This window comes from Pseudarthrobacter sp. CC12 (assembly GCF_039907755.1).
Lineage (GTDB): Bacteria > Actinomycetota > Actinomycetes > Actinomycetales > Micrococcaceae > Arthrobacter > Arthrobacter niigatensis.
Genome location: NZ_JARDJH010000048.1, coordinates 13,745 through 30,661, shown reverse-complemented (window position 1 = coordinate 30,661; position 16,917 = coordinate 13,745). Strand labels below are relative to the sequence as shown.

Here is a 16,917-nt window from a genome sequence, read left to right as displayed (position 1 = left end):
CAAGCCCCACTCCACCCGGAGGTCTTCTTCATGTCACCAAACCACGCCGGGCGTCACTAACGTCTGTGGTCAATACAACTAGGCGGCTGCCGAATCCGCGAAGCCCCCTTGCCGAAAGCGGCCAGGGGCCGCCGCGTTGTCATTTTCTCCCGCGCCGCCGCACCTGCGGCCCCTTTGGCGCACCCTTTGGAAGGCTTTGCTGTGAACACCTCATTCCGCCGTACCCTCAAGACCCTGGCCGCCGCCGCTGCCGCCGCGGGCATCGTTGCCGCGGGCGCCACCGCCGCGTCCGCCCACGTCAGCGTGACCCCGGACGATACCGGCGCCGACGGCTATTCCCACCTCACGTTCAATGTCCCCAACGAGTCCCCGACGGCCAAAACCACCAAGCTCGAGGTCACGCTGCCAACCGACACTCCCTTCACCTCCGTCTCCGTCAAGCCCGTGGAGGGATGGACCGCCCAGGTGGTCACCGGCGAGCTGCCCAAGCCCGTCACCGTGTCCGGCAGCACGGTCACCAAGGCGCCCACCTCCGTGGTCTGGACTGCCGACGAAGCCCACCAGTTGGGCCAAAACCAGTACCAGGCGTTCTCGTTGTCCGTGGGCCGGCTTCCCGCCGCGGGCACCAGGGTCACCCTGAAGGCAGCCCAGACCTACACGGACGGCAGCGTGGTGAAGTGGGACGAGGAGAGCGCCGAGGGGCAGCCGGAACCCAAGCATCCCGCCCCCTCCTTCGTCACAACGGCCGACGACGGGGCTGCCGCCGCCGCAGCGCCGGCGTCGCCCAGTGCCGAGGCAGTGACCCGGACGGCCCAGGAGTCCAGCGACGCAACGTCCGTGTGGGGCGTGGTGCTGGGGGCAGCAGGACTGGTGCTCGGCGCAGCGGCCCTGGGCGTGGCAGTTGCCGGCCGCCGTACCCGGACCGCCGGAAAGTAGGGCGATACATGAAGACATCGTCGCCCCGCCACAGGACGGCCTGGCCGGCACGCATGCTGCTGCCGTTGGCCACCGCCGCGCTCCTGCTGGTCTTTTCCGCGCCGGCGCAGGCGCATGATGCCCTGGAGTCCAGCAACCCGGCCAACGGGTCCACGGTCAGCGCAATGCCCGCCAAGGTCGAGCTGACGTTCGACCACACGCCCATTGCCATCAACTCGATTGTCCGGGTGGAGGACGCCACCGGAGCCGACCAGGCGGACGGGCCGGTGCAGATCGTTGACAACCAGGTCAGCCAGCCGGTCAAGCCTGGCGCCCCGCAGGGCAAGTACACGGTGGTCTGGCGGGTGGTCTCCTCGGACGGCCATCCCATCGAGGGGACGTTCACCTTCACCGCCGGCGGCCCGAATTCCGCACCGCCGGCGGCGCCGGCGGCCAGCCCCGCGTCAGCCGACCCAGGGGTTCCGGGGCCGCTGGTGGTTGCGGGGACAGTTGGCGCCGTCCTGGTGATCGGCCTGGTGGTGGCCGGACTGCTGGTCAGGCGCCGGCTGCGGAACCCGGAGGACGAGGAGTAGGAATGGCCGGCCGCCGGCACGGTCCAACCCACAGTTGCGGCCGTGCCGGCGGCCCCTCGGCTTTTAGCGCGTGCAGCGTTAGGGTGGCCTTGCCCGGCCCACAGCCCTACACACCAGGAGTCCCCATGCCCAAGCCCACCTTCGCCAACGGCGATCCCTGCTGGATCGACCTCATGACGTCCAATCCGGAAAAGTCCCGCGAGTTCTACACCGCGCTGTTCGGCTGGACCTACGAGGAGGGCGACCAGGAGAAGTACGGCGGCTACATCACGGCGTTCGCCAACGGTGCGATGGTGGCCGGGATGATGAAGAACGACGCCGGCTCCGGGTACCCGGACGTGTGGACCACGTACCTGCGGGTGGAGGATATCCAGGCGACGGCGGACGCGGCCGTGGCGGCAGGCGGCCAGGTGTTGATGGGGCCCATGGAGGTCCCCGAGCAGGGACACATGGCGATGCTGGGGGATGCGGGCGGCGCCGCGATCGGCGCGTGGCAGTTCGGCGGCCATACCGGGTTCCAGTCCACGGGCGAACCCGGCACCCCCTACTGGCATGAACTCCACGCCCGCGAGTACGCGGCGTCGGTGAAGTTCTACCAGGACGTTTTCGGCTGGGATACGGACGTCATGAGTGACACCGAGGACTTCCGCTACACCACGCTGGGATCCGGGCGCGACTCACGGGCCGGAATCATGGACGCCTCCCATTTCCTGCCCGAAGGGGTGCCGGCCAACTGGCAGACCTACTTCGCCGTTGAAAACACCGACGCCGGGGTGGAGATCGCCACGTCCCTGGGCGGGCAGGTGGTCTATCCCGCCGAGGACACCCCGTTCGGCCGCATCGCAGCCCTCACGGACCCCACCGGTGCGCTGTTCCGGATCGCCCAGCGGTAGGTTCCGGGTTTCCATCGGTCCGGCTGGGTAAGGTCTGTCCATGATCCAGGCCGCGGCCGTGTCCGCGTTGACGTCCTACCACTGGCTGGGGATTCCCATCGCCGCCGCGGGTGCCGTCCTGCTCGCCCTGGGAACCCTGTTCCAGCACCGGGCCGTGGAAGACCAGCCGGCCGCCGCGGGACGTGAGGCCGGCAGCATGGGCGGCGGGCGGCTCCAGGCCCTGGTCCGCAAACCGGCGTGGCTGGCCGGGACGGCGATGCTGGGCGCTGCGATCCTGCTCCAGCTCACCAGCCTGCGGTTTTCGCCCCTGATCGTGGTGCAGCCCATTGGGGCAATCGCTCTGGTGGTCACTACCCTAGCCACCGCCCGGATGACCCGCAGGTCCCCCGGCCGGCGGGCCCTCACCGCCGTCGCCCTCTGCGTCGGCGGGGTGGGCGTGTTCGTGGCCGTGGCGGCGTTCTCCGCTGCGGACGTGGAAATCAGTGACCGGCACCTCGTGACCATCCTGATCGTTCTTGCCGTGGTCCTGGCCTGCGTCGCCGTGGCATATGCATTGTGGCGGCACCGCTCCGGCGCCGTGGTGTTCACCGCCGGCGCCGGGATTTTGTTCGGGTTCGTCGCGGCGTTGGCCAAGACCGTGATTGCCAGGCTCTTCCAGGGCGACTTCGAGTGGCTGTCGCTGACCTGTTTGGCGGGGCTGGTCATCGCGGCCCTGGCCGGCAGCTTCCTGGTCCAGAACGCCCACACCCGGGGAACGCCCGAACTCGTGGTGGCCGGGCTGACCGTGATCGATCCGCTGGTGGCCGTGGCCATCGGCGTCAGCATCCTGGGCGAGGCTGCCTCCGCCCCGCCGCTGGCGATCGTCCTGTTCCTCCTGTCAGGCGCCACCGCGGTGGCCGGGGTCATCCTGCTGGCCACGGTCAAGGCACCGGCCGAACCAGGGGTCAAGCGGTAACACCGCCCAAGGCCTTATTCGTGCTCGCGGATGTATTCCTCGGGGCTGACGTCCTGGGGCGCTATCCCTCCGGCGTGCTCGGATTCGAAGATGGCGAACGCCAGGCCCAGCCGGTGCCGCAGTTCCAGGGACGCGTGCTGCCGGAAGTCGGTCAGGCCTTCGCGTTCCTCTTCCGCCATATGGTCGCCGTTGGCTTCGTTGACCTTTGCCAGCGCCGCCCACCAGTCGGCTGTACCCGTCGGGTGCCGGTCCACGTCGCTGATGGCGTCCCGGATCTCGTTGTGGTCGTGGATGGCGTCGGTGGTCTCGTCTTCGGCGGAGTCCTTTCCGCCGGCTCCCTTCCCCAGTTCCAGCAGCTCCGGGTAGAAGAGTTCCTCTTCCGCCTTGGCGTGGACTTCCAGCAGGATGCGCATCCGCTTCCATACCGCGTCCAGGCTGGACGTTTCGCTGGCATGCATTTCATCAAGCAAGGCGAACAGGCGCCGCTGCTCGTGGTGGTCGTTCAAAATCACTTCAACGATGTCCATGGGGGTCCTCTCGGCGGGGTGGTGGCTACGGACTACTCCTTACCCCCACCGGCCCGTCTTTCACCGGCACACCCTGCAAGCGAAGGATTCCCAGCGGATTCCCAGCAAATAACCACCGGGCAGGGCCAACCGGTGGGTACGGCTTCATTAGGCCCGTGACACGAATCCAAGAGGAGACAAAAGACATGGAAGCGTTGCCCCTGGTGGTCCTGCTCCTGATTTTCGCCGGCGCCGCGGCGGTGATCTGGGTAGCCGGGATCCAGCTGTCAAAGCAGACGGACATCCTCGATGACCGACTGCACCTGGGGTCGGCGCTGGGCGGGCTGATCCTGCTGGCCATTGCCACCAACCTGCCGGAGATCGCCATCACGGTCAGCGCGGCCGCGGCCAACAACATCGGCGTGGCCGTGGGCAACATCCTGGGCGGCATCGCCATCCAAACAGTGGTGCTGGTGATCCTGGACGTGTTCGGAACCAAGGGCACGGAGCCGCTCAGCTACAAGGCAGCATCCCTGACCCTGGTCATCGAGGCCGTCACGGTCGTCGCCGTGCTGGGCGTGGTGATTGCCGGCAGCCAAATGCCGGGCTCGCTCGTGGCCTTCCACCTGACCCCTGCCGCGGTGCTGATCGCCGTGATCTGGATCCTCGGGTTGATCCTGGTCCAACGCTCCCAAAAGGGCCTGCCGTGGCACCAGCAGGGCGACGCCCCCGGCGGCCAGGACCAGCCCAAAGGCCACTCCAAGAAAAAGTCCACCGACCAGAACCGCCACATCAGCACGGGCAAGTCAGCCCTGATCTTCACCGTCGCAGCCCTGGCAACCCTGGCCGCCGGCGTCGTCCTGGAGCGCAGCGGGGACGCAATCGCCGGGCACATCGGCCTCTCCGGGGTCCTCTTCGGCGCCACCTTCCTGGCCCTGGCAACGTCCCTGCCGGAAATCTCCACCGGCCTGGCATCGGTCAAGCAGGGCGACTACAAGCTGGCGTTCAGCGACATCTTCGGCGGCAACGCTTTCCTCCCCGTCCTGTTCCTGGTGGCGGTCCTCATCACCGGCAAACCGGTGCTGCCGCAGGCCCAGGCCACGGATATCTACCTCACTGCCCTGGCCATCCTGCTGACCCTCACCTACCTCCTGGGCCTGCTCTTCCGCCCGAAAAAGAAGCGCTTGGGCATGGGGACAGACTCACTGGTGGTCCTGGTCCTGTACCTGGTGGGCGTGGCCGGCCTGTTCGCCGTCGCCACCATGTCCTGACCGCCGGATCCAGCGTCGAATCCAAGGCCGTGCAGCACGGGCCCGGACCGGTCCAGAAGGGTTGCTGTTACGAACAGTTGGTAGGTACGGCCGAATCAGGCCAGTGCAGGAGCGTTCGGAAGGTGCAGCCATGAGTCCACGAAGCAGTCCGCGAGCACACAACAGGGGACGGCTGCGGATTACGGCCCTGACAACGTTCCTGGCCCTGGTCTTGTCCGGCTGCGCCGCGGCCGGCGCCGGAAACCCGCCGGCCGAAGGACCTTCAGCCAGTCCGTCCGCTTCGCCGCAGGCAACTGCCGGTGCTGCGGCGGACGGCCCCCCGCCGGCCGCAACCATGGTGTGCGGCGACGAAACCAGGACGAATATCGTCAAGGCCCTGTCCCTTCCATCCGAGCCTCCCACCACGGACTCCTGGGCGGACAAGCTCTACACCTGCACCTATTCACTCCCCTTCGGGCACCTGCTGCTCTCGGTCAAGGAAACGCCCGATCCGGCAGCTGCCCGCACCTTCTTTGACGGGCTGCAGCAGCAGGCGGCCGGGGCTGCCCCGATCGAGGGGCTGGCAAACCTGGGGTTCCCCGCGTTCCAGACGCCTACCTCCGCGGTCTTCACGAAGGACAATTTTGTCCTGACGGTGGACGCGGCAGCCCTCCCAGCTACGTTGGGCCCCCACGACGTTTCCCGTGACGCGTTCGCGTACCAGATAGCCACCGCCGTACTGGCCTGCTGGTCCGAATAACCAGGTAGGGGCAGATAAGCGCCCACCCTCCCCATCCGTGACGGGAAGCACAGCGAATCATCAGTGTCACAGTCATGGGCGGACCCATCAGGGGAGCGTCCATTTCCAATGGAGGAAATGTCATGAAGAAATCCGCTTTCCTGGTTGCCCCGGTTCTTGCCCTGGGCGCCTTCGCAATCTCCACCAGCCCGGCCCTTGCCGCCGACAACGCCACCATGTACCAGGCGAACCTCGCCGCGATCAACGGCAGCAATGCCTCCGGAACCGTCATGGTCACCGTCAACGGTGACCAGGCAACCGTCACGGAGAAGGTCTCCGGACTCGCTGCCATGTTCAACGGAAACCCGTACCCGCACGTGCAGCACATCCACATCGGTGCCAAGGGGATGTGCCCTGACATGTCCGCCGACACCAACAAAGACGGTGTCATCAGCACCACCGAAGGCGCACCTGCCTACGGCGGCATCGGCGCCACCCTCTCCACCAGCGGGGACACCAGCCCCGCAGCCGGAACGGACCTGAAGGTCGCAGGCATGGGCGCCTCCTATACCTACAACCGGACTTTCACCCTGGACGCCAAGACTGCTGATTCGCTCAAGGCCGGAACCGCCGTCGTCGTGGTCCACGGCCTGGATCCGGCCACCCTGCCCGAGGCAGCGCAGAAGGCTCCCAGCGACCTGGTGCCCTCCCTGCCCCTGGCCGCCACCTCCCCGGCATTGTGCGGCTCCCTGAAGGCCATGCCCGCCGGAGCCCCCGGCACCGGCATCACCACCCCGGCTCCGGCCGGACCTGACCTTGGCCTCCTCGCTGCCGGCGGTGGCCTGGTCCTCGCAGCCGGCGGTGCGTACGCACTCCGCCGCAAGATGGCCGCCTAGGCCCAGAGGACAGCGGGAACAAGCAGGGACCTGATGGGACCCCGGAACAGCAGCCGCCGCGGACGCGTCATCGCGTCCGCGGCAGCCGCCCTGCTCCTGGCCGGCGGCATCACCACCATCGGCCTCGGCCTCCACGCCGAACCCTCAGGCACGGGGGGACCCGCAGCAGCGTCCAGCCGACCAGCCGCAGCGCTGCCCGCGGACACCGGCGCTTCAGGGCCGGCGTCCCCAACAGGGCCGCCCCCCGCTGCGCCGGTACAGCCAGTCCCGTCGGCCGCGGCCACTCCTGCTTCTCCGGATGCCCCGCTGCCCGCCTCCGTCCCGGTGCGTGTGGAGGTGCCCTCCATCGGAGTGGACGCGGCTGTGGCTCCGGTGGGAAAGCAAGCGAACGGGGAAGTCCAGACGCCCTCGGGGGAACCGGGGTCTCCTGCGGGCTGGTACCAGGATTTGCCCACTCCGGGCCAGATGGGCTCCGCGGTGATCCTGGGCCACGTCAACAGCACCACCAGCGACATTGGACTGTTCTACCGGCTTCACGAACTCACCGCGGGCCAGACCATCACCATTACCCGCGCGGACCACACCGCCGCGGTCTTCACCGTGGACCGGGTTGATATCTACCACAAATCAACGTTCCCAACAGTGAAGGTTTACCAGAACGCAGACCGCCCCGAGGTACGCCTGATCACGTGCGGGGGCTACGACCCGGCCACGAGGGAGTACCTCGACAACACCGTTGTCTACGCGCATCTGGTCTCCAGCCACCCCGCGTAATTCGCAGCCGCTCCCGGCCCCGGCCGAAACCGGCCACTCATCCCCGAGAGGGAACATCATGAAGTCGATACTCACTAAGCGCGCGGCCCTGGCCCTGATCGGCGCCGCCATTATCTTCGGGGCCAGCGCGTGTGGAACCAGCGGAGGAGGGCCCGCCGCCGCACCGGAGACGCCGGCCTCCACGCCCGCATCCACGGCCGGCATGGGGGGCTCGCCCATGGCATCCCCCAGCGGAACCACGATGGCGGAACACGGGTCCACCGGAGCGAACCCAAGCCTGACCATCCATATCAAGTCCTTCGCCTACACCGGGCCGGACAGCGTCCCCGCCGGCGGGAGTGTGACGGTCATGAATATGGACAACGAAGCCCACACCGTGACCGCTGACGACGGCTCCTTCAACGTCGTGGCCAAACCCGGGACCAGCACCACCTTCACCGCCCCCGCCACGGCGGGAAGCTACCCCTACCACTGCACATACCACTCCAACATGCACGGAACGCTGACAGTCAAGTAGCGGGTCAGCCTACGGGCACCCGGTTCTGGGACCGCCGGATCCGGTACTCACGCCAGGTGATCCACACAATGAAGATGTCGAACGCGGTCAGGAGCACCATGCCCCAGGTGAACTCCACCGAGATCCGGTACACCTGGTACACGATGAACACCAGCAGGAAGGCGATCATCCAGGGGTAGGCCCACAGCTTCTCCCGCAGGACCGCCCACACCAGGACGATCTTCACCACGCCGTGCAGGAGGAGATAGACGGCGCCAAACAACGACGCCGGCCCCGAAAGGTTGGCGGCCAGGTGCACCAAGGCATTGGCCACGAAGTCCCGCGGATCCTGGGCGAGTTCGTGCTGGGTGAGGAACCGGACCAGGTCGTTGATCTGCGCGGGCGTGACCAGCAGCAGGAGGACGCCGCCGATCAGTTCCAGGACCCCGTCCAGGCCCTTGAGGATGAGGGAGACGCGGAAGGTCCTGTCCAGCAGGGCCGTTCCCTGGCGCGTGTTTTCCATTGGATATTCCCTTCGCAGAACCCGTGCAGTGTATTCCCCGGACATCGCGCGGCACCCCACAAGCAGACCACGCGCCGGGCCGCCCCGGCATCCAGCATTTCCCCAGCATCGGCTCCTATAGTGATCCCGAGCCGGTCCACGCCGTCCAGCGGGGAGGCACGCGCAAAATTGGAAGGACACACCGTGGTGAACCCATCAATCCCGTCTATGAAAACCCGCATCGGCGTCGGAGCCGCAGCCCTCCTGGCCGCCGGTGCCATGGCCGTTGCAGGCGTGGGCGCCGCGTCCGCCTCCCCCAGCCCAACAGCGACCGCCTCCGCCCCCGCCACCGGCCAGGCCAAAGCGGCGAAAAGCGCCGGCGGCCTGCAGGCGTTCCTGGGCATCAACGCGGACAGCCCCCAGGCTGTTGGGGACCGTGCCGCGAAGGCAGCCGAAGCCCTGGTCAACCACCCGCAGCTCTTCGCCAAGCTGCCCGCCGCCCTCCAGGCCGACGTCACCACGCTCAAGGACGCCCCGGCGGCGGACCGGGTGAAGGACGCCTACAAGATCAAGACCACCGCCCTTTCCGGCGGCTACGGTCCCGAGGTCCAGAAGCGCGCCGAAGCGTTGGAGAAGACCGTCACCGGCGTGGCCGGCCTGCGGCAAGAGCTGCGGACCGCGTTCAGCTCGGGCAACCCGGGGGCAGGGCTCCAGAAGGTGGCCGACCAGCTCATCGCCCATCCGAAGCTGTTCGCCAAGCTCCCCGCGAACCTCCAGGCTGACCTGACCACGCTCAAGAATGCAGCCCCCGCGGACCTGGACGCCCAGGCCAACAAGATCAAGGACACCGCACTGAACGGCGGCTACGGCCCCAAGGTGCAGAAGATGGCCGAGGCGCTGCAGAAGAAGGCGGCAACGCCCAGCACGTAACGCGCCGGCCAGCCGTCGGGACGCGTGCGACGGCGGCGCGGACGGTGCCAGGTCCGGCGGGCGTGGGCAGTGGGCGGGGTTCGTTGTGCTACCGCCGCGGGGCAGGGATATGAGCGCATGATGTTCCCATGAGAAGGATCATCTGGTGCCTGGCGGCGGCCGTCATCATCACGCTTGCGTTCGGGAGCGTGTACGTCGCGCTCCAGCAGATCGGCCGCCACATGGCCAACACGGCGCCGGCTGCCGCCGCCGCGGCGCGGCTTCAACAGCCGGGGGCTGATACGGTGGCGGGGCCGCGGCTGGAACTGTCCCCTGACAGTGGCGTGTTCCTGATCGTTTACGGGGACACCAACAGCCCGCTCTTCTCTACCGTGGTCCTGCACGGAGCCATGCCCGTGGTACCGGACGGGGTGCTCGACACGGCGCGGGCGGCGGGCAGCGACACGGTGACGTGGCAGCCTGAGCCTGGTTTGCGGATGGCGATCGTGGCGAAACAGGCGGCAGGGAACGTTGTGGTGGCCGGCCAGTCGCTGGCACCCTTCGAGGCCAGCGACCGCATGACCCAGATGTTCCTGGCAGCGGGGTGGCTGGGCAGCCTGTTGGTCCTGGCGGGGGCCTTCGGTGCGGCAGGGCTGGTGGAACGCAGGCAAGGCAAAGAACCGGGAAAGTAGGGGCTGGATACCGTGTCCAAGGGCTTTTCGGAGCCAGCCGTCAGGACGTTTGCGACGCCGCGGCGGACGGATCCAGGTCGGCGAGCGTGAGCGGGTGGGCAGGTTGGTCCGGGAACGGGAGGGGGCAGCTAACCGCCAGGTCCGGGGCAACGTGCACCAGCTCCCCCGCCGCCAGGGGGCGCCAGCCGGGGTTGTGGTTCATGGGTTCGGTGGCGAAGAGGACGGACCGGGCACCGGAGAGTTCGGTGCTTCGGGTGTGGATCCGGTGGCTCCGCGCATCCAGCGGCGCCACCGGAGCCGGCTCTACTGAAGGGTCCCGTTCCAGCATGAACAGCGGGTGGGTGGCCGGGTAGCGGAGTGCCCAGAGATCGCTCGCGGTGGTCACGATCAGGTTCAGCGCCAGGACCGGAAGCTCCGCGGCCACCCATTCCACCGCGCGCACTATCCCTTCGGCCACGTCCCCGCCGGCCCGGCGGCTCTCCGCGGTGATGAGGGCGAAGAGCCGTTCGCTGTCGGTTTGCCCCTGCACCAACCCGGACACCCCAAAACCGGCAAGCCGCGCGTCGAGCCGGTCCAGCCCGTGGAACGCCCCGTTGTGCGCGAACAGCCGCCCCTCCTGCTCGAACGGGTGCGTATTCACCAGGGTGTGGGCGCCGGTGCTGGCATACCGGACGTGGGCCAGGAAGGTGGTGCTCACCAGCTGCCGGGCCTCCCGGGCGAAGGCGTGGTCCTCCCATGCGGCGAGCGGCCGTTTGCTGACCCGCGCGCCGCCGTCGGCCGCAAACGTGCCGATCCCCGCGCCGTCGGGCTCCCGCCTGCTCTGCTCAGCCAGGCTGTCCGGGGCATCCAGGAGCCAGAAGGTGGCGCGGACGGGCCGGGACCCGGCGTGCAGCCCGAACAACCGGCACATTGCCGCTCCTTCAGCGCCCCAGGGCCGCCAGCACTACGGCAACAGTTCCCACAGCCAGGAACGCCAGGCCGACGTAGGACGTCGCCCTCAGCCGGCGGCGGCGCAGCTCCCTGCGTGAGTAGCGCGCATCGTAACTTCCCCCATATTTACCCATGGCCACAGATTAGGAATGCAAGCTCAACGTTTCCTCAAGATGGAAACATGTGACTGCCAATTTCTATCCGATGAACAACTCCAGCTGGTCCGTGGTCCGCTGGCCGGCGTAGGTAATCCTGCGAAGGTACTTCGCAGCGAGCCCCGGCAACGCGCCGGCTGGATCGGATCCGCTGGCCGCGCGGCGGAGGTCCTCCTCAAGGTCAAGCGCAATCCCGGCCAGCTGCATGGCCCCCACCATCTGCGCCGACGTCCGGAGACTCAAAACGGCTGCCATCGCGCCCCTGCCGTCACCGCTGGTCAGGGTGCTGCGGATCTTCTCGATTCTAGGCGGCATCTGATCGATGAAGTCCCGGACGAATACCTTCCAGATGCCGTCGTCATAATCCGTTTCGGCCCGCAACAGTGCCAGGACGGAGTCATCCAGCACGGGCAGGTTAGGGCTTTCCTCCTGGTTCACGGCTCCCGCAGCGCCCCTTGCGCCTAAGGTTTCCCTTCCATACACATGCTCCCCCTTGCAAGTACGTTTCCGAACCAAGTTCGACGCTACGCGCTGGGCGTAGGAGGGCGCACGAGTAGGGGGTACTCAAGTTTCCGGGTGCAGGACGCTTAGTGGTGGAAGGCTTCCTTCTGCTGCTCTTCCGGCATGGGCCCGGCCAGGGCATCCAGGTACGCCACTTCCTTTTGGAGGTCGGCCAGGAAGCTGGCGGCGAGGTCGCGGGTGAACCCGTTCCGGACCACGATCCGCTGCACGGTGATGTCACTGAGGCCGTCCGGCAGCGGGTAGGCCGGGACCAGCCAGCCGTTCATGCGGAGGCGCTCGGAGAGGTGGTGCAGGTTCCAGTTCCTGGTGTGGCCGTCGGTGAGCTGCCAGGCGAAGACGGGGATGTCGGACCCGTCGCTCCAGAGGGTGAAGGCGTCCATGGCGCCGATCTCGTGGGAGAGGTAGAGGGCCACGTCGCGGCAGCTTGCCTGCACGGACCGGTAGCCGGCGAAGCCCAGCCGGAGGAACAGGTAGTACTGCAGCAGCACCTGGGCGCCGGGCCGGGAGAAGTTCAGGGCGAAGGTGGGCATGTCCCCGCCCAGGTAGCTGACGTGGAACACCAGGTCCTCGGGCAGGGCGTCAGCGTCCCGCCACACGATCCAGCCCAGGCCGGGGTACACCAGCCCGTACTTGTGCCCGGAGGTGTTGATGGAGGCCACCCTGGGGAGTCGGAAGTCCCACACGAGCTCGGGCTGCAGGAACGGGGCAACCATGGCCCCGGACGCGCCGTCCACGTGGATGGGGATGTCCAGCCCGGTGTCCGCCTGGATGGCGTCCAGCGCGGCGGCGATCTGCTCCACGGCTTCGTAGGCGCCGGTGTAGGTGACGCCCATGATGGCCACCACGCCGATGGTGTTCTCATCCACGTAGCGTTCCAGGCCGTGTCCGTCCAGGGCGGGGTGCTCGGCGGACACGGGCACGTAGCGGGCTTCCACTTCGAAGTAGTTGCAGAACTTTTCCCAGCACACCTGCACGGCCGAGCTGAGGACGATGTTGGGTGAGTCGGTGGGCTTCTTGGCGGCACGACGGCGGCGTTGCCACCGGCGCTTGAGCGCCAGCCCGCCGAGCATGCACGCCTCGGAGGAACCCACGGTGGAGGTGCCGACGGCGGCGGCCGGGTCCGGGGCGTTCCACAGGTCCGCGAGGATGCGCCAGCACCGGGTTTCGATCAGCGCCGTCTGCGGGTACTCGTCCTTGTCGATCATGTTCTTGTCGAACGTTTCGGCGTACAGCTGGGAGGCTTCGCGCTCCATCCAGGTCCCCACGAACGTGGCCAGGTTCAGGCGGGCGTTGCCGTCCAGCATCACTTCGTCGTGGACCACCTGGTAGGCGGTGCCGGGCAGGGATTCGCCGTCCGGGATGGTGAAACGCGGGAAGATGGTGGACTCCCCCGGCCGGCTGAACAGGGGGTTCAGCTCCACGCTCGATTCGGGTTCATGCCGTTCGCTCCGGTGTGACCTGGTCATGTCCGCTTCCTTCGCCCGTCGTCGCGGCAGGCAGGTGCCTGCCGCTGCACTTCCGCTGTTGCCAGCACTCCGTATTATTCATGCACCGGCTGGGAACGGCACTCAGGGAAGCGGGCGCGCGTGTTTCCAGTGCAGCGAAGTCATTGTTGTGCGACGCAGCCGACTGCGAAGCGCACACAGCGGTAGTTGACCAGGAACGCGTACCCGTCGAGGGTAGTTTCGGAGTTCGACGCTGCCACCCCTGCATACTCTGGCGGCATTGACAACATGTCGGTGGCCACTTGGGTGAGCCCGGTCGTCGGGACGAACCGATGGTTGCTGTCCCAAAAGATCGGAAATGCGCCGGCTTGTACGGGACGCACCAAGGTTTTGCCGTCGTCCGTCCTTATCGTGCCGGAGGCCCCGACCTGGGCTGCAATTGCCCCTGCTGCGACCGCGTCTGCGTAACGTTGCCTTGCCGTCTGGCCATGCCGGTAGCCGAGATTGGCTTCGAGAGTCCCGAAGAGGAACGTCCGTAGGCCGGAGACGCGGCTGGTTTCGCACGCAAGGGGGGTGCAGGACGGGATGCCATAACCGGTGGTGTCCCATAGCTGTTCAAGGTGGGTTGCTGTCCCGTCGGGGGTGGCCCCGTTCATGCCAAGCGAAACCAGGAAGGGGTAGGAATGGTTCGGATCGTCGTATTTGGACAGGGTTTGGAGTGCCTGGGTGGACTGCAGGAACGCATCTCCCCGTCCCGCCAACAGGAACGCCGCCACCCCCATCAAACAGACCTTGCTGCTGTACGGGTAGGAGCCGGGTCTCTCTGGGAGCGCATGGTCGCAGTCGGCGTAGACGTCCTCGTCGCCGGACGCTACGAAGGGAAGCCCATCCGGGAGGTCCTTACCGGCGCCGAATACCGTGGCGCGAATATCGAGGCCCGGTTGAAAACCATTGGACCGCAGGAAGCCAGCCAACTGGCGTGCACGCACGGCATCGCCTCGTTGGGAAGCGTAGAGATAAGCCTCCTGCGTTGCGTGGCGGACGGTGTAGCGGAAGCTGCTGAGCAGGGTGCGGTCCGTGGTCGGGAAGGTGCGATGTACCGGGGCCGTACTGCCTCCGGAGTCGTAAGTGGCCAGGAGTTCGTTCCCGAGCCACAGCTGTGCGGTGGCGCCGGAACCCGCAAGTTGCGGGTCCTCCAGCGTGACGCTGAACTGCTGCGGGGCCGCAGCCCAATCCACCGCCACAGTGACACGGAAGGTCTCCTGTTGTGACGGGGCGGTGAATCCGACGGTATAGCTTTCGGTGGTTTCGCTGCTGATACCTGGTTTGATGGATGTAGCGCCAGAGCATTGCGGCAGGCAGTCGCCGGCACGGCCTTCTCCCAGCAGGACCCATTGGTCCTGCGCGGGGAAGTAGACACGCAGGGGTAAGCCGTAGGTCTCGCTTTGGACCGCTTGGTCATCCGGGAGCCGTTTATATAACCCGTCGAGGTAACCCTCAGCCAGCGCGATTGACGCGTTTACCTCCGGTAGCGATGGCCCTGGCACGGATGGCGGCGTGGGGTTCGCCGTGTGTCCGGCGACCAAGACGGGAACGAGGAGCGCTCCGAGCACAATGCTTAGAAGTGGAACCCGGACCGGCCTCCGGCGCTGCGGTGACCGGCCGGGTGGGGCTTTAGGCATCCGCACGGTGTTCAGGAAGCATCTGGGGCCGTTGCTGCACACCGGTGGGTGGCCCGACGGCGGTACAACCAGTGGTCGCAGACGAGGAACCTTCCCACCATGAGGATGCCGATGGCCGCTGCCGTGGCGATCACGTAAGAATTCCCGACGGACGCCTGCAGGACGCCAGCGATGGGAAGCTGGGCAAGCAACGCAGCGCAGCTAAGCGCCCAGAACGGCAGAAGCCGAAGTGCCCGTCCTTGCTTGCCCCGCCTGAATACCCAGCGTTCGGTCAGGAGGAAGTTCCATGCGATTGCCACTTGGGTGGAAATGACCGCGCTGATCACTTCCCCACCGACCGCCAGGCTGTCAAACGGGACAGCCAGCAGTATGACCAATGCCAACAGGTTGACTGCGAGCCCGCTGACTCCCACTGCGGCGAACTTGGCAAGCCGCCGAAGCTGGAGGGCGTCTACCACGAGAACCTTGCCCTCCGGAGTGCAGGGGCGGCTGGCTATTGGGCGCAATCCTACGGGCGCGTTCACAACGGGTTGCGGCGTCGGAAGGAGGGTAGGGATGATGCGGTGCCAGGCACCTGTAACGGGGCTCTCAATTAGGACCTGCGGACGATAGGCGCGGGCGGCGGGTAGGGCAGCCGAAACTTTTCGGAGCCACGGCGTCTTAATCGGATTACTCAAAGTCAAGTTCCTTGATGTCCATGTCCCACCTCAGCGGGCACCAATTCACCACTCCGGTTTTCGGCCCCAGCCAAACGAAAGAAGCAGTGACCCCTAGGGTTCAGGGCGAAGGTGGTGGCGACAACCGACCCGTGTACCTGTTTTTTTGGACAATGGACTCTTGGTTCACCCCCAACTACCCGCACCGATCCTGTTACCGTCCCGCAGCGCGGACGGCACTTGGGCGAACGCTCACAATCGTGAGGGCGCAATGTGGAAGGCCGAGATAATGTTCGGCCCGGAATTCCGGGGTTTACGGACCCGCGACCCTATTCGGAGGAGCCCTGCCGCGAGACTTTGTCCAGCATGTAAGTAGCCACCCCCGTGGACCGCCACCTGTTATCGGGCTGAAGTCAGGGTGAGGCAAAAAGTGGAAATTGTTACGGCAAGTACTTGCTTGCAGTGGGGTATTGCGCGCGTACCCGTCTGGCACGGATGCGGTGCCGGCACGCTCCGCGGCACAAAAAGGTGCCGCCGCCTCAAATTTGGGGGATGATGAGGCGGCGGCACTGCATCCAAGGTACCCCCGGGGCGGGACGGCCCAACCGGGATTGGGGCCTCAGGCCGGAAACCTTGACGATTTTTTTACGCCCGCGTTTCGCGCAGCGCACACCCCGCATAGGCGCTGCCGCGTCTGCCCGTTCGGCTCAGTCCAAACTGGCGGAACGCCGGATGCTGACGATCCGGACGGCAACTCCTGCCATGACGAGAAAGACTCCGACGGCCATGAGGGTCCAGACGGGGACGGAGTCCGCGTCGATGTTTTTGTAGCAAACAGCGGCCGCGCCGATGCCGGCCTTTTGCAGGCCTATCAGTTCAGCCGCATGGCTCTCGCGCAGCAGCGGGCTGCCGCAGAGGGGACCCGATGGCTGCAGTCCGATGACGAAACCCAGGATGTACACGTCCAGCCCGGCAGCAACAATCCACATCCACATCCGCCGCCGCCACGGTCCTTTGTCGCGGACCTTGATGGTCTTGGCCGGGGAATCTTGCATCGCCATGGTTCGAGCATAATCCCAGCCGGCACCAGCTTTCCGTCCGGCAGCGCCCAAGACCGGCCCTTCGCCACGAAGCGTGGCTATTGCCCGGAGCCGGAAGCGCCGTTGAGGTAGTGGTACCTGTCGTAACAGTCACGGGAGCAAAATTCCGCAGAGGGAGTGTGCGGAAGCACCTGGCCGCAAAACCTGCATTTTGGCTCAGGTCGAAAAATCCTAAACACGGTCTTCAGCATGGATGAAGGCTAGGCGCCTGCCCGCCAAATTTGACCAGTAACCGATACTTGAATTTTCCAGGCCGGATACCTGCCAGCAGGGCGGCGCTGTCGGTGTTCATGCAGGTCAGAGTGCA

General features: G+C 66.6%; 20 protein-coding genes. 11 read left to right on the top strand and 9 right to left on the bottom strand.

All coding sequences use genetic code 11. The features are described from left to right. The first annotated feature begins 201 nt into the window (after positions 1-201). From PV772_RS21130 to PV772_RS21115, 4 genes are all read left to right on the top strand, one after another. A complete protein-coding gene (locus PV772_RS21130; RefSeq protein ID WP_347887467.1) occupies positions 202-936 on the top strand; it encodes a YcnI family protein in 735 nt (244 codons plus the stop codon). A gap of 8 nt (positions 937-944) precedes the next feature. Further along, positions 945-1,508, top strand: coding sequence for a copper resistance CopC family protein (locus PV772_RS21125; protein ID WP_347887466.1), 564 nt, complete (start codon positions 945-947; stop codon positions 1,506-1,508). Between the two features lie 125 nt (positions 1,509-1,633). Then, the gene (locus PV772_RS21120) at positions 1,634-2,401 is read left to right on the top strand and encodes a VOC family protein (RefSeq protein WP_347887465.1); all 768 of its coding nucleotides are present in this window, start codon (positions 1,634-1,636) and stop codon (positions 2,399-2,401) included. Between the two features lie 40 nt (positions 2,402-2,441). Beyond that, positions 2,442-3,356: a DMT family transporter gene (locus tag PV772_RS21115; protein ID WP_347887464.1), complete on the top strand. Its 915-nt coding sequence runs from the start codon at positions 2,442-2,444 to the stop codon at positions 3,354-3,356. A gap of 14 nt (positions 3,357-3,370) precedes the next feature. Here the strand turns inward: PV772_RS21115 and PV772_RS21110 are convergent, their stop codons facing one another. Beyond that, the gene (locus PV772_RS21110) at positions 3,371-3,883 is read right to left on the bottom strand and encodes a hemerythrin domain-containing protein (RefSeq protein ID WP_347887463.1); all 513 of its coding nucleotides are present in this window, start codon (positions 3,881-3,883) and stop codon (positions 3,371-3,373) included. Between the two features lie 155 nt (positions 3,884-4,038). Between PV772_RS21110 and PV772_RS21105 the strand changes: the two genes are divergently transcribed. From PV772_RS21105 to PV772_RS21085, 5 genes are all read left to right on the top strand, one after another. Continuing rightward, positions 4,039-5,133, top strand: coding sequence for a sodium:calcium antiporter (locus PV772_RS21105; protein ID WP_347887462.1), 1,095 nt, complete (start codon positions 4,039-4,041; stop codon positions 5,131-5,133). 130 nt (positions 5,134-5,263) lie between these two features. Next, complete coding sequence (locus PV772_RS21100) at positions 5,264-5,872, top strand: hypothetical protein (RefSeq protein ID WP_347887461.1); 609 nt, start codon at positions 5,264-5,266, stop codon at positions 5,870-5,872. Positions 5,873-5,994: 122 nt separating this feature from the next. Beyond that, entirely contained in the window at positions 5,995-6,747 is a 753-nt protein-coding gene (locus tag PV772_RS21095; RefSeq protein WP_347887460.1) for a hypothetical protein, read from the top strand. Positions 6,748-6,780: 33 nt separating this feature from the next. Further along, positions 6,781-7,521 (top strand): class F sortase, encoded by a 741-nt coding sequence (locus PV772_RS21090; RefSeq protein ID WP_347887459.1) that lies wholly within the window; start codon positions 6,781-6,783, stop codon positions 7,519-7,521. A 58-nt stretch (positions 7,522-7,579) separates the two neighbouring features. Then, entirely contained in the window at positions 7,580-8,038 is a 459-nt protein-coding gene (locus PV772_RS21085) for a cupredoxin domain-containing protein (protein WP_347887458.1), read from the top strand. 4 nt (positions 8,039-8,042) lie between these two features. Here the strand turns inward: PV772_RS21085 and PV772_RS21080 are convergent, their stop codons facing one another. Continuing rightward, positions 8,043-8,540: a DUF2127 domain-containing protein gene (locus PV772_RS21080; protein ID WP_347887457.1), complete on the bottom strand. Its 498-nt coding sequence runs from the start codon at positions 8,538-8,540 to the stop codon at positions 8,043-8,045. 207 nt (positions 8,541-8,747) lie between these two features. Here PV772_RS21080 and PV772_RS21075 point away from each other — a divergent pair, with 207 nt between their 5' ends. Together PV772_RS21075 and PV772_RS21070 are read left to right on the top strand one after the other, a co-directional pair. Then, positions 8,748-9,449 carry a hypothetical protein gene (locus PV772_RS21075; protein WP_347887456.1) on the top strand — a complete coding sequence of 234 codons (702 nt, stop codon included), beginning with the start codon at positions 8,748-8,750 and terminating at the stop codon, positions 9,447-9,449. A gap of 128 nt (positions 9,450-9,577) precedes the next feature. Beyond that, positions 9,578-10,120: a hypothetical protein gene (locus tag PV772_RS21070; RefSeq protein WP_347887455.1), complete on the top strand. Its 543-nt coding sequence runs from the start codon at positions 9,578-9,580 to the stop codon at positions 10,118-10,120. 40 nt (positions 10,121-10,160) lie between these two features. Here the strand turns inward: PV772_RS21070 and PV772_RS21065 are convergent, their stop codons facing one another. The 7 genes from PV772_RS21065 to PV772_RS21035 form a co-directional block, all read right to left on the bottom strand. Continuing rightward, a complete protein-coding gene (locus tag PV772_RS21065; RefSeq protein ID WP_347887454.1) occupies positions 10,161-11,030 on the bottom strand; it encodes a class II glutamine amidotransferase in 870 nt (289 codons plus the stop codon). Between the two features lie 10 nt (positions 11,031-11,040). Then, positions 11,041-11,184: a hypothetical protein gene (locus tag PV772_RS21060; RefSeq protein WP_307359259.1), complete on the bottom strand. Its 144-nt coding sequence runs from the start codon at positions 11,182-11,184 to the stop codon at positions 11,041-11,043. A 63-nt stretch (positions 11,185-11,247) separates the two neighbouring features. Continuing rightward, positions 11,248-11,643, bottom strand: a complete 396-nt coding sequence (locus PV772_RS21055; protein ID WP_347887453.1) for an Hpt domain-containing protein — start codon at positions 11,641-11,643, stop codon at positions 11,248-11,250. A 149-nt stretch (positions 11,644-11,792) separates the two neighbouring features. Then, complete coding sequence (locus PV772_RS21050; RefSeq protein WP_347887452.1) at positions 11,793-13,193, bottom strand: glutamate decarboxylase; 1,401 nt, start codon at positions 13,191-13,193, stop codon at positions 11,793-11,795. A 140-nt stretch (positions 13,194-13,333) separates the two neighbouring features. Further along, positions 13,334-14,719 carry a hypothetical protein gene (locus PV772_RS21045; RefSeq protein WP_347887451.1) on the bottom strand — a complete coding sequence of 462 codons (1,386 nt, stop codon included), beginning with the start codon at positions 14,717-14,719 and terminating at the stop codon, positions 13,334-13,336. A 146-nt stretch (positions 14,720-14,865) separates the two neighbouring features. Next, entirely contained in the window at positions 14,866-15,312 is a 447-nt protein-coding gene (locus tag PV772_RS21040) for a GtrA family protein (protein ID WP_347887450.1), read from the bottom strand. A 905-nt stretch (positions 15,313-16,217) separates the two neighbouring features. Next, entirely contained in the window at positions 16,218-16,571 is a 354-nt protein-coding gene (locus tag PV772_RS21035) for a hypothetical protein (protein ID WP_141182263.1), read from the bottom strand. Between the last annotated feature and the right edge of the window lie 346 nt (positions 16,572-16,917).

Bases quoted from the DNA above. Each gene is read 5' to 3' on its own strand.
- PV772_RS21125 (WP_347887466.1), top strand. From the start codon at position 945: ATGAAGACATCGTCGCCCCGCCACAGGACGGCCTGGCCGGCACGCATG.
- PV772_RS21120 (WP_347887465.1), top strand. From the start codon at position 1,634: ATGCCCAAGCCCACCTTCGCCAACGGCGATCCCTGCTGGATCGACCTC.
- PV772_RS21115 (WP_347887464.1), top strand. From the start codon at position 2,442: ATGATCCAGGCCGCGGCCGTGTCCGCGTTGACGTCCTACCACTGGCTG.
- PV772_RS21110 (WP_347887463.1), bottom strand. From the start codon at position 3,883: ATGGACATCGTTGAAGTGATTTTGAACGACCACCACGAGCAGCGGCGC.
- PV772_RS21100 (WP_347887461.1), top strand. From the start codon at position 5,264: ATGAGTCCACGAAGCAGTCCGCGAGCACACAACAGGGGACGGCTGCGG.
- PV772_RS21095 (WP_347887460.1), top strand. From the start codon at position 5,995: ATGAAGAAATCCGCTTTCCTGGTTGCCCCGGTTCTTGCCCTGGGCGCC.
- PV772_RS21090 (WP_347887459.1), top strand. From the start codon at position 6,781: ATGGGACCCCGGAACAGCAGCCGCCGCGGACGCGTCATCGCGTCCGCG.
- PV772_RS21085 (WP_347887458.1), top strand. From the start codon at position 7,580: ATGAAGTCGATACTCACTAAGCGCGCGGCCCTGGCCCTGATCGGCGCC.
- PV772_RS21080 (WP_347887457.1), bottom strand. From the start codon at position 8,540: ATGGAAAACACGCGCCAGGGAACGGCCCTGCTGGACAGGACCTTCCGC.
- PV772_RS21075 (WP_347887456.1), top strand. From the start codon at position 8,748: ATGAAAACCCGCATCGGCGTCGGAGCCGCAGCCCTCCTGGCCGCCGGT.
- PV772_RS21070 (WP_347887455.1), top strand. From the start codon at position 9,578: ATGAGAAGGATCATCTGGTGCCTGGCGGCGGCCGTCATCATCACGCTT.
- PV772_RS21065 (WP_347887454.1), bottom strand. From the start codon at position 11,030: ATGTGCCGGTTGTTCGGGCTGCACGCCGGGTCCCGGCCCGTCCGCGCC.
- PV772_RS21060 (WP_307359259.1), bottom strand. From the start codon at position 11,184: ATGGGTAAATATGGGGGAAGTTACGATGCGCGCTACTCACGCAGGGAG.
- PV772_RS21050 (WP_347887452.1), bottom strand. From the start codon at position 13,193: ATGACCAGGTCACACCGGAGCGAACGGCATGAACCCGAATCGAGCGTG.
- PV772_RS21035 (WP_141182263.1), bottom strand. From the start codon at position 16,571: ATGGCGATGCAAGATTCCCCGGCCAAGACCATCAAGGTCCGCGACAAA.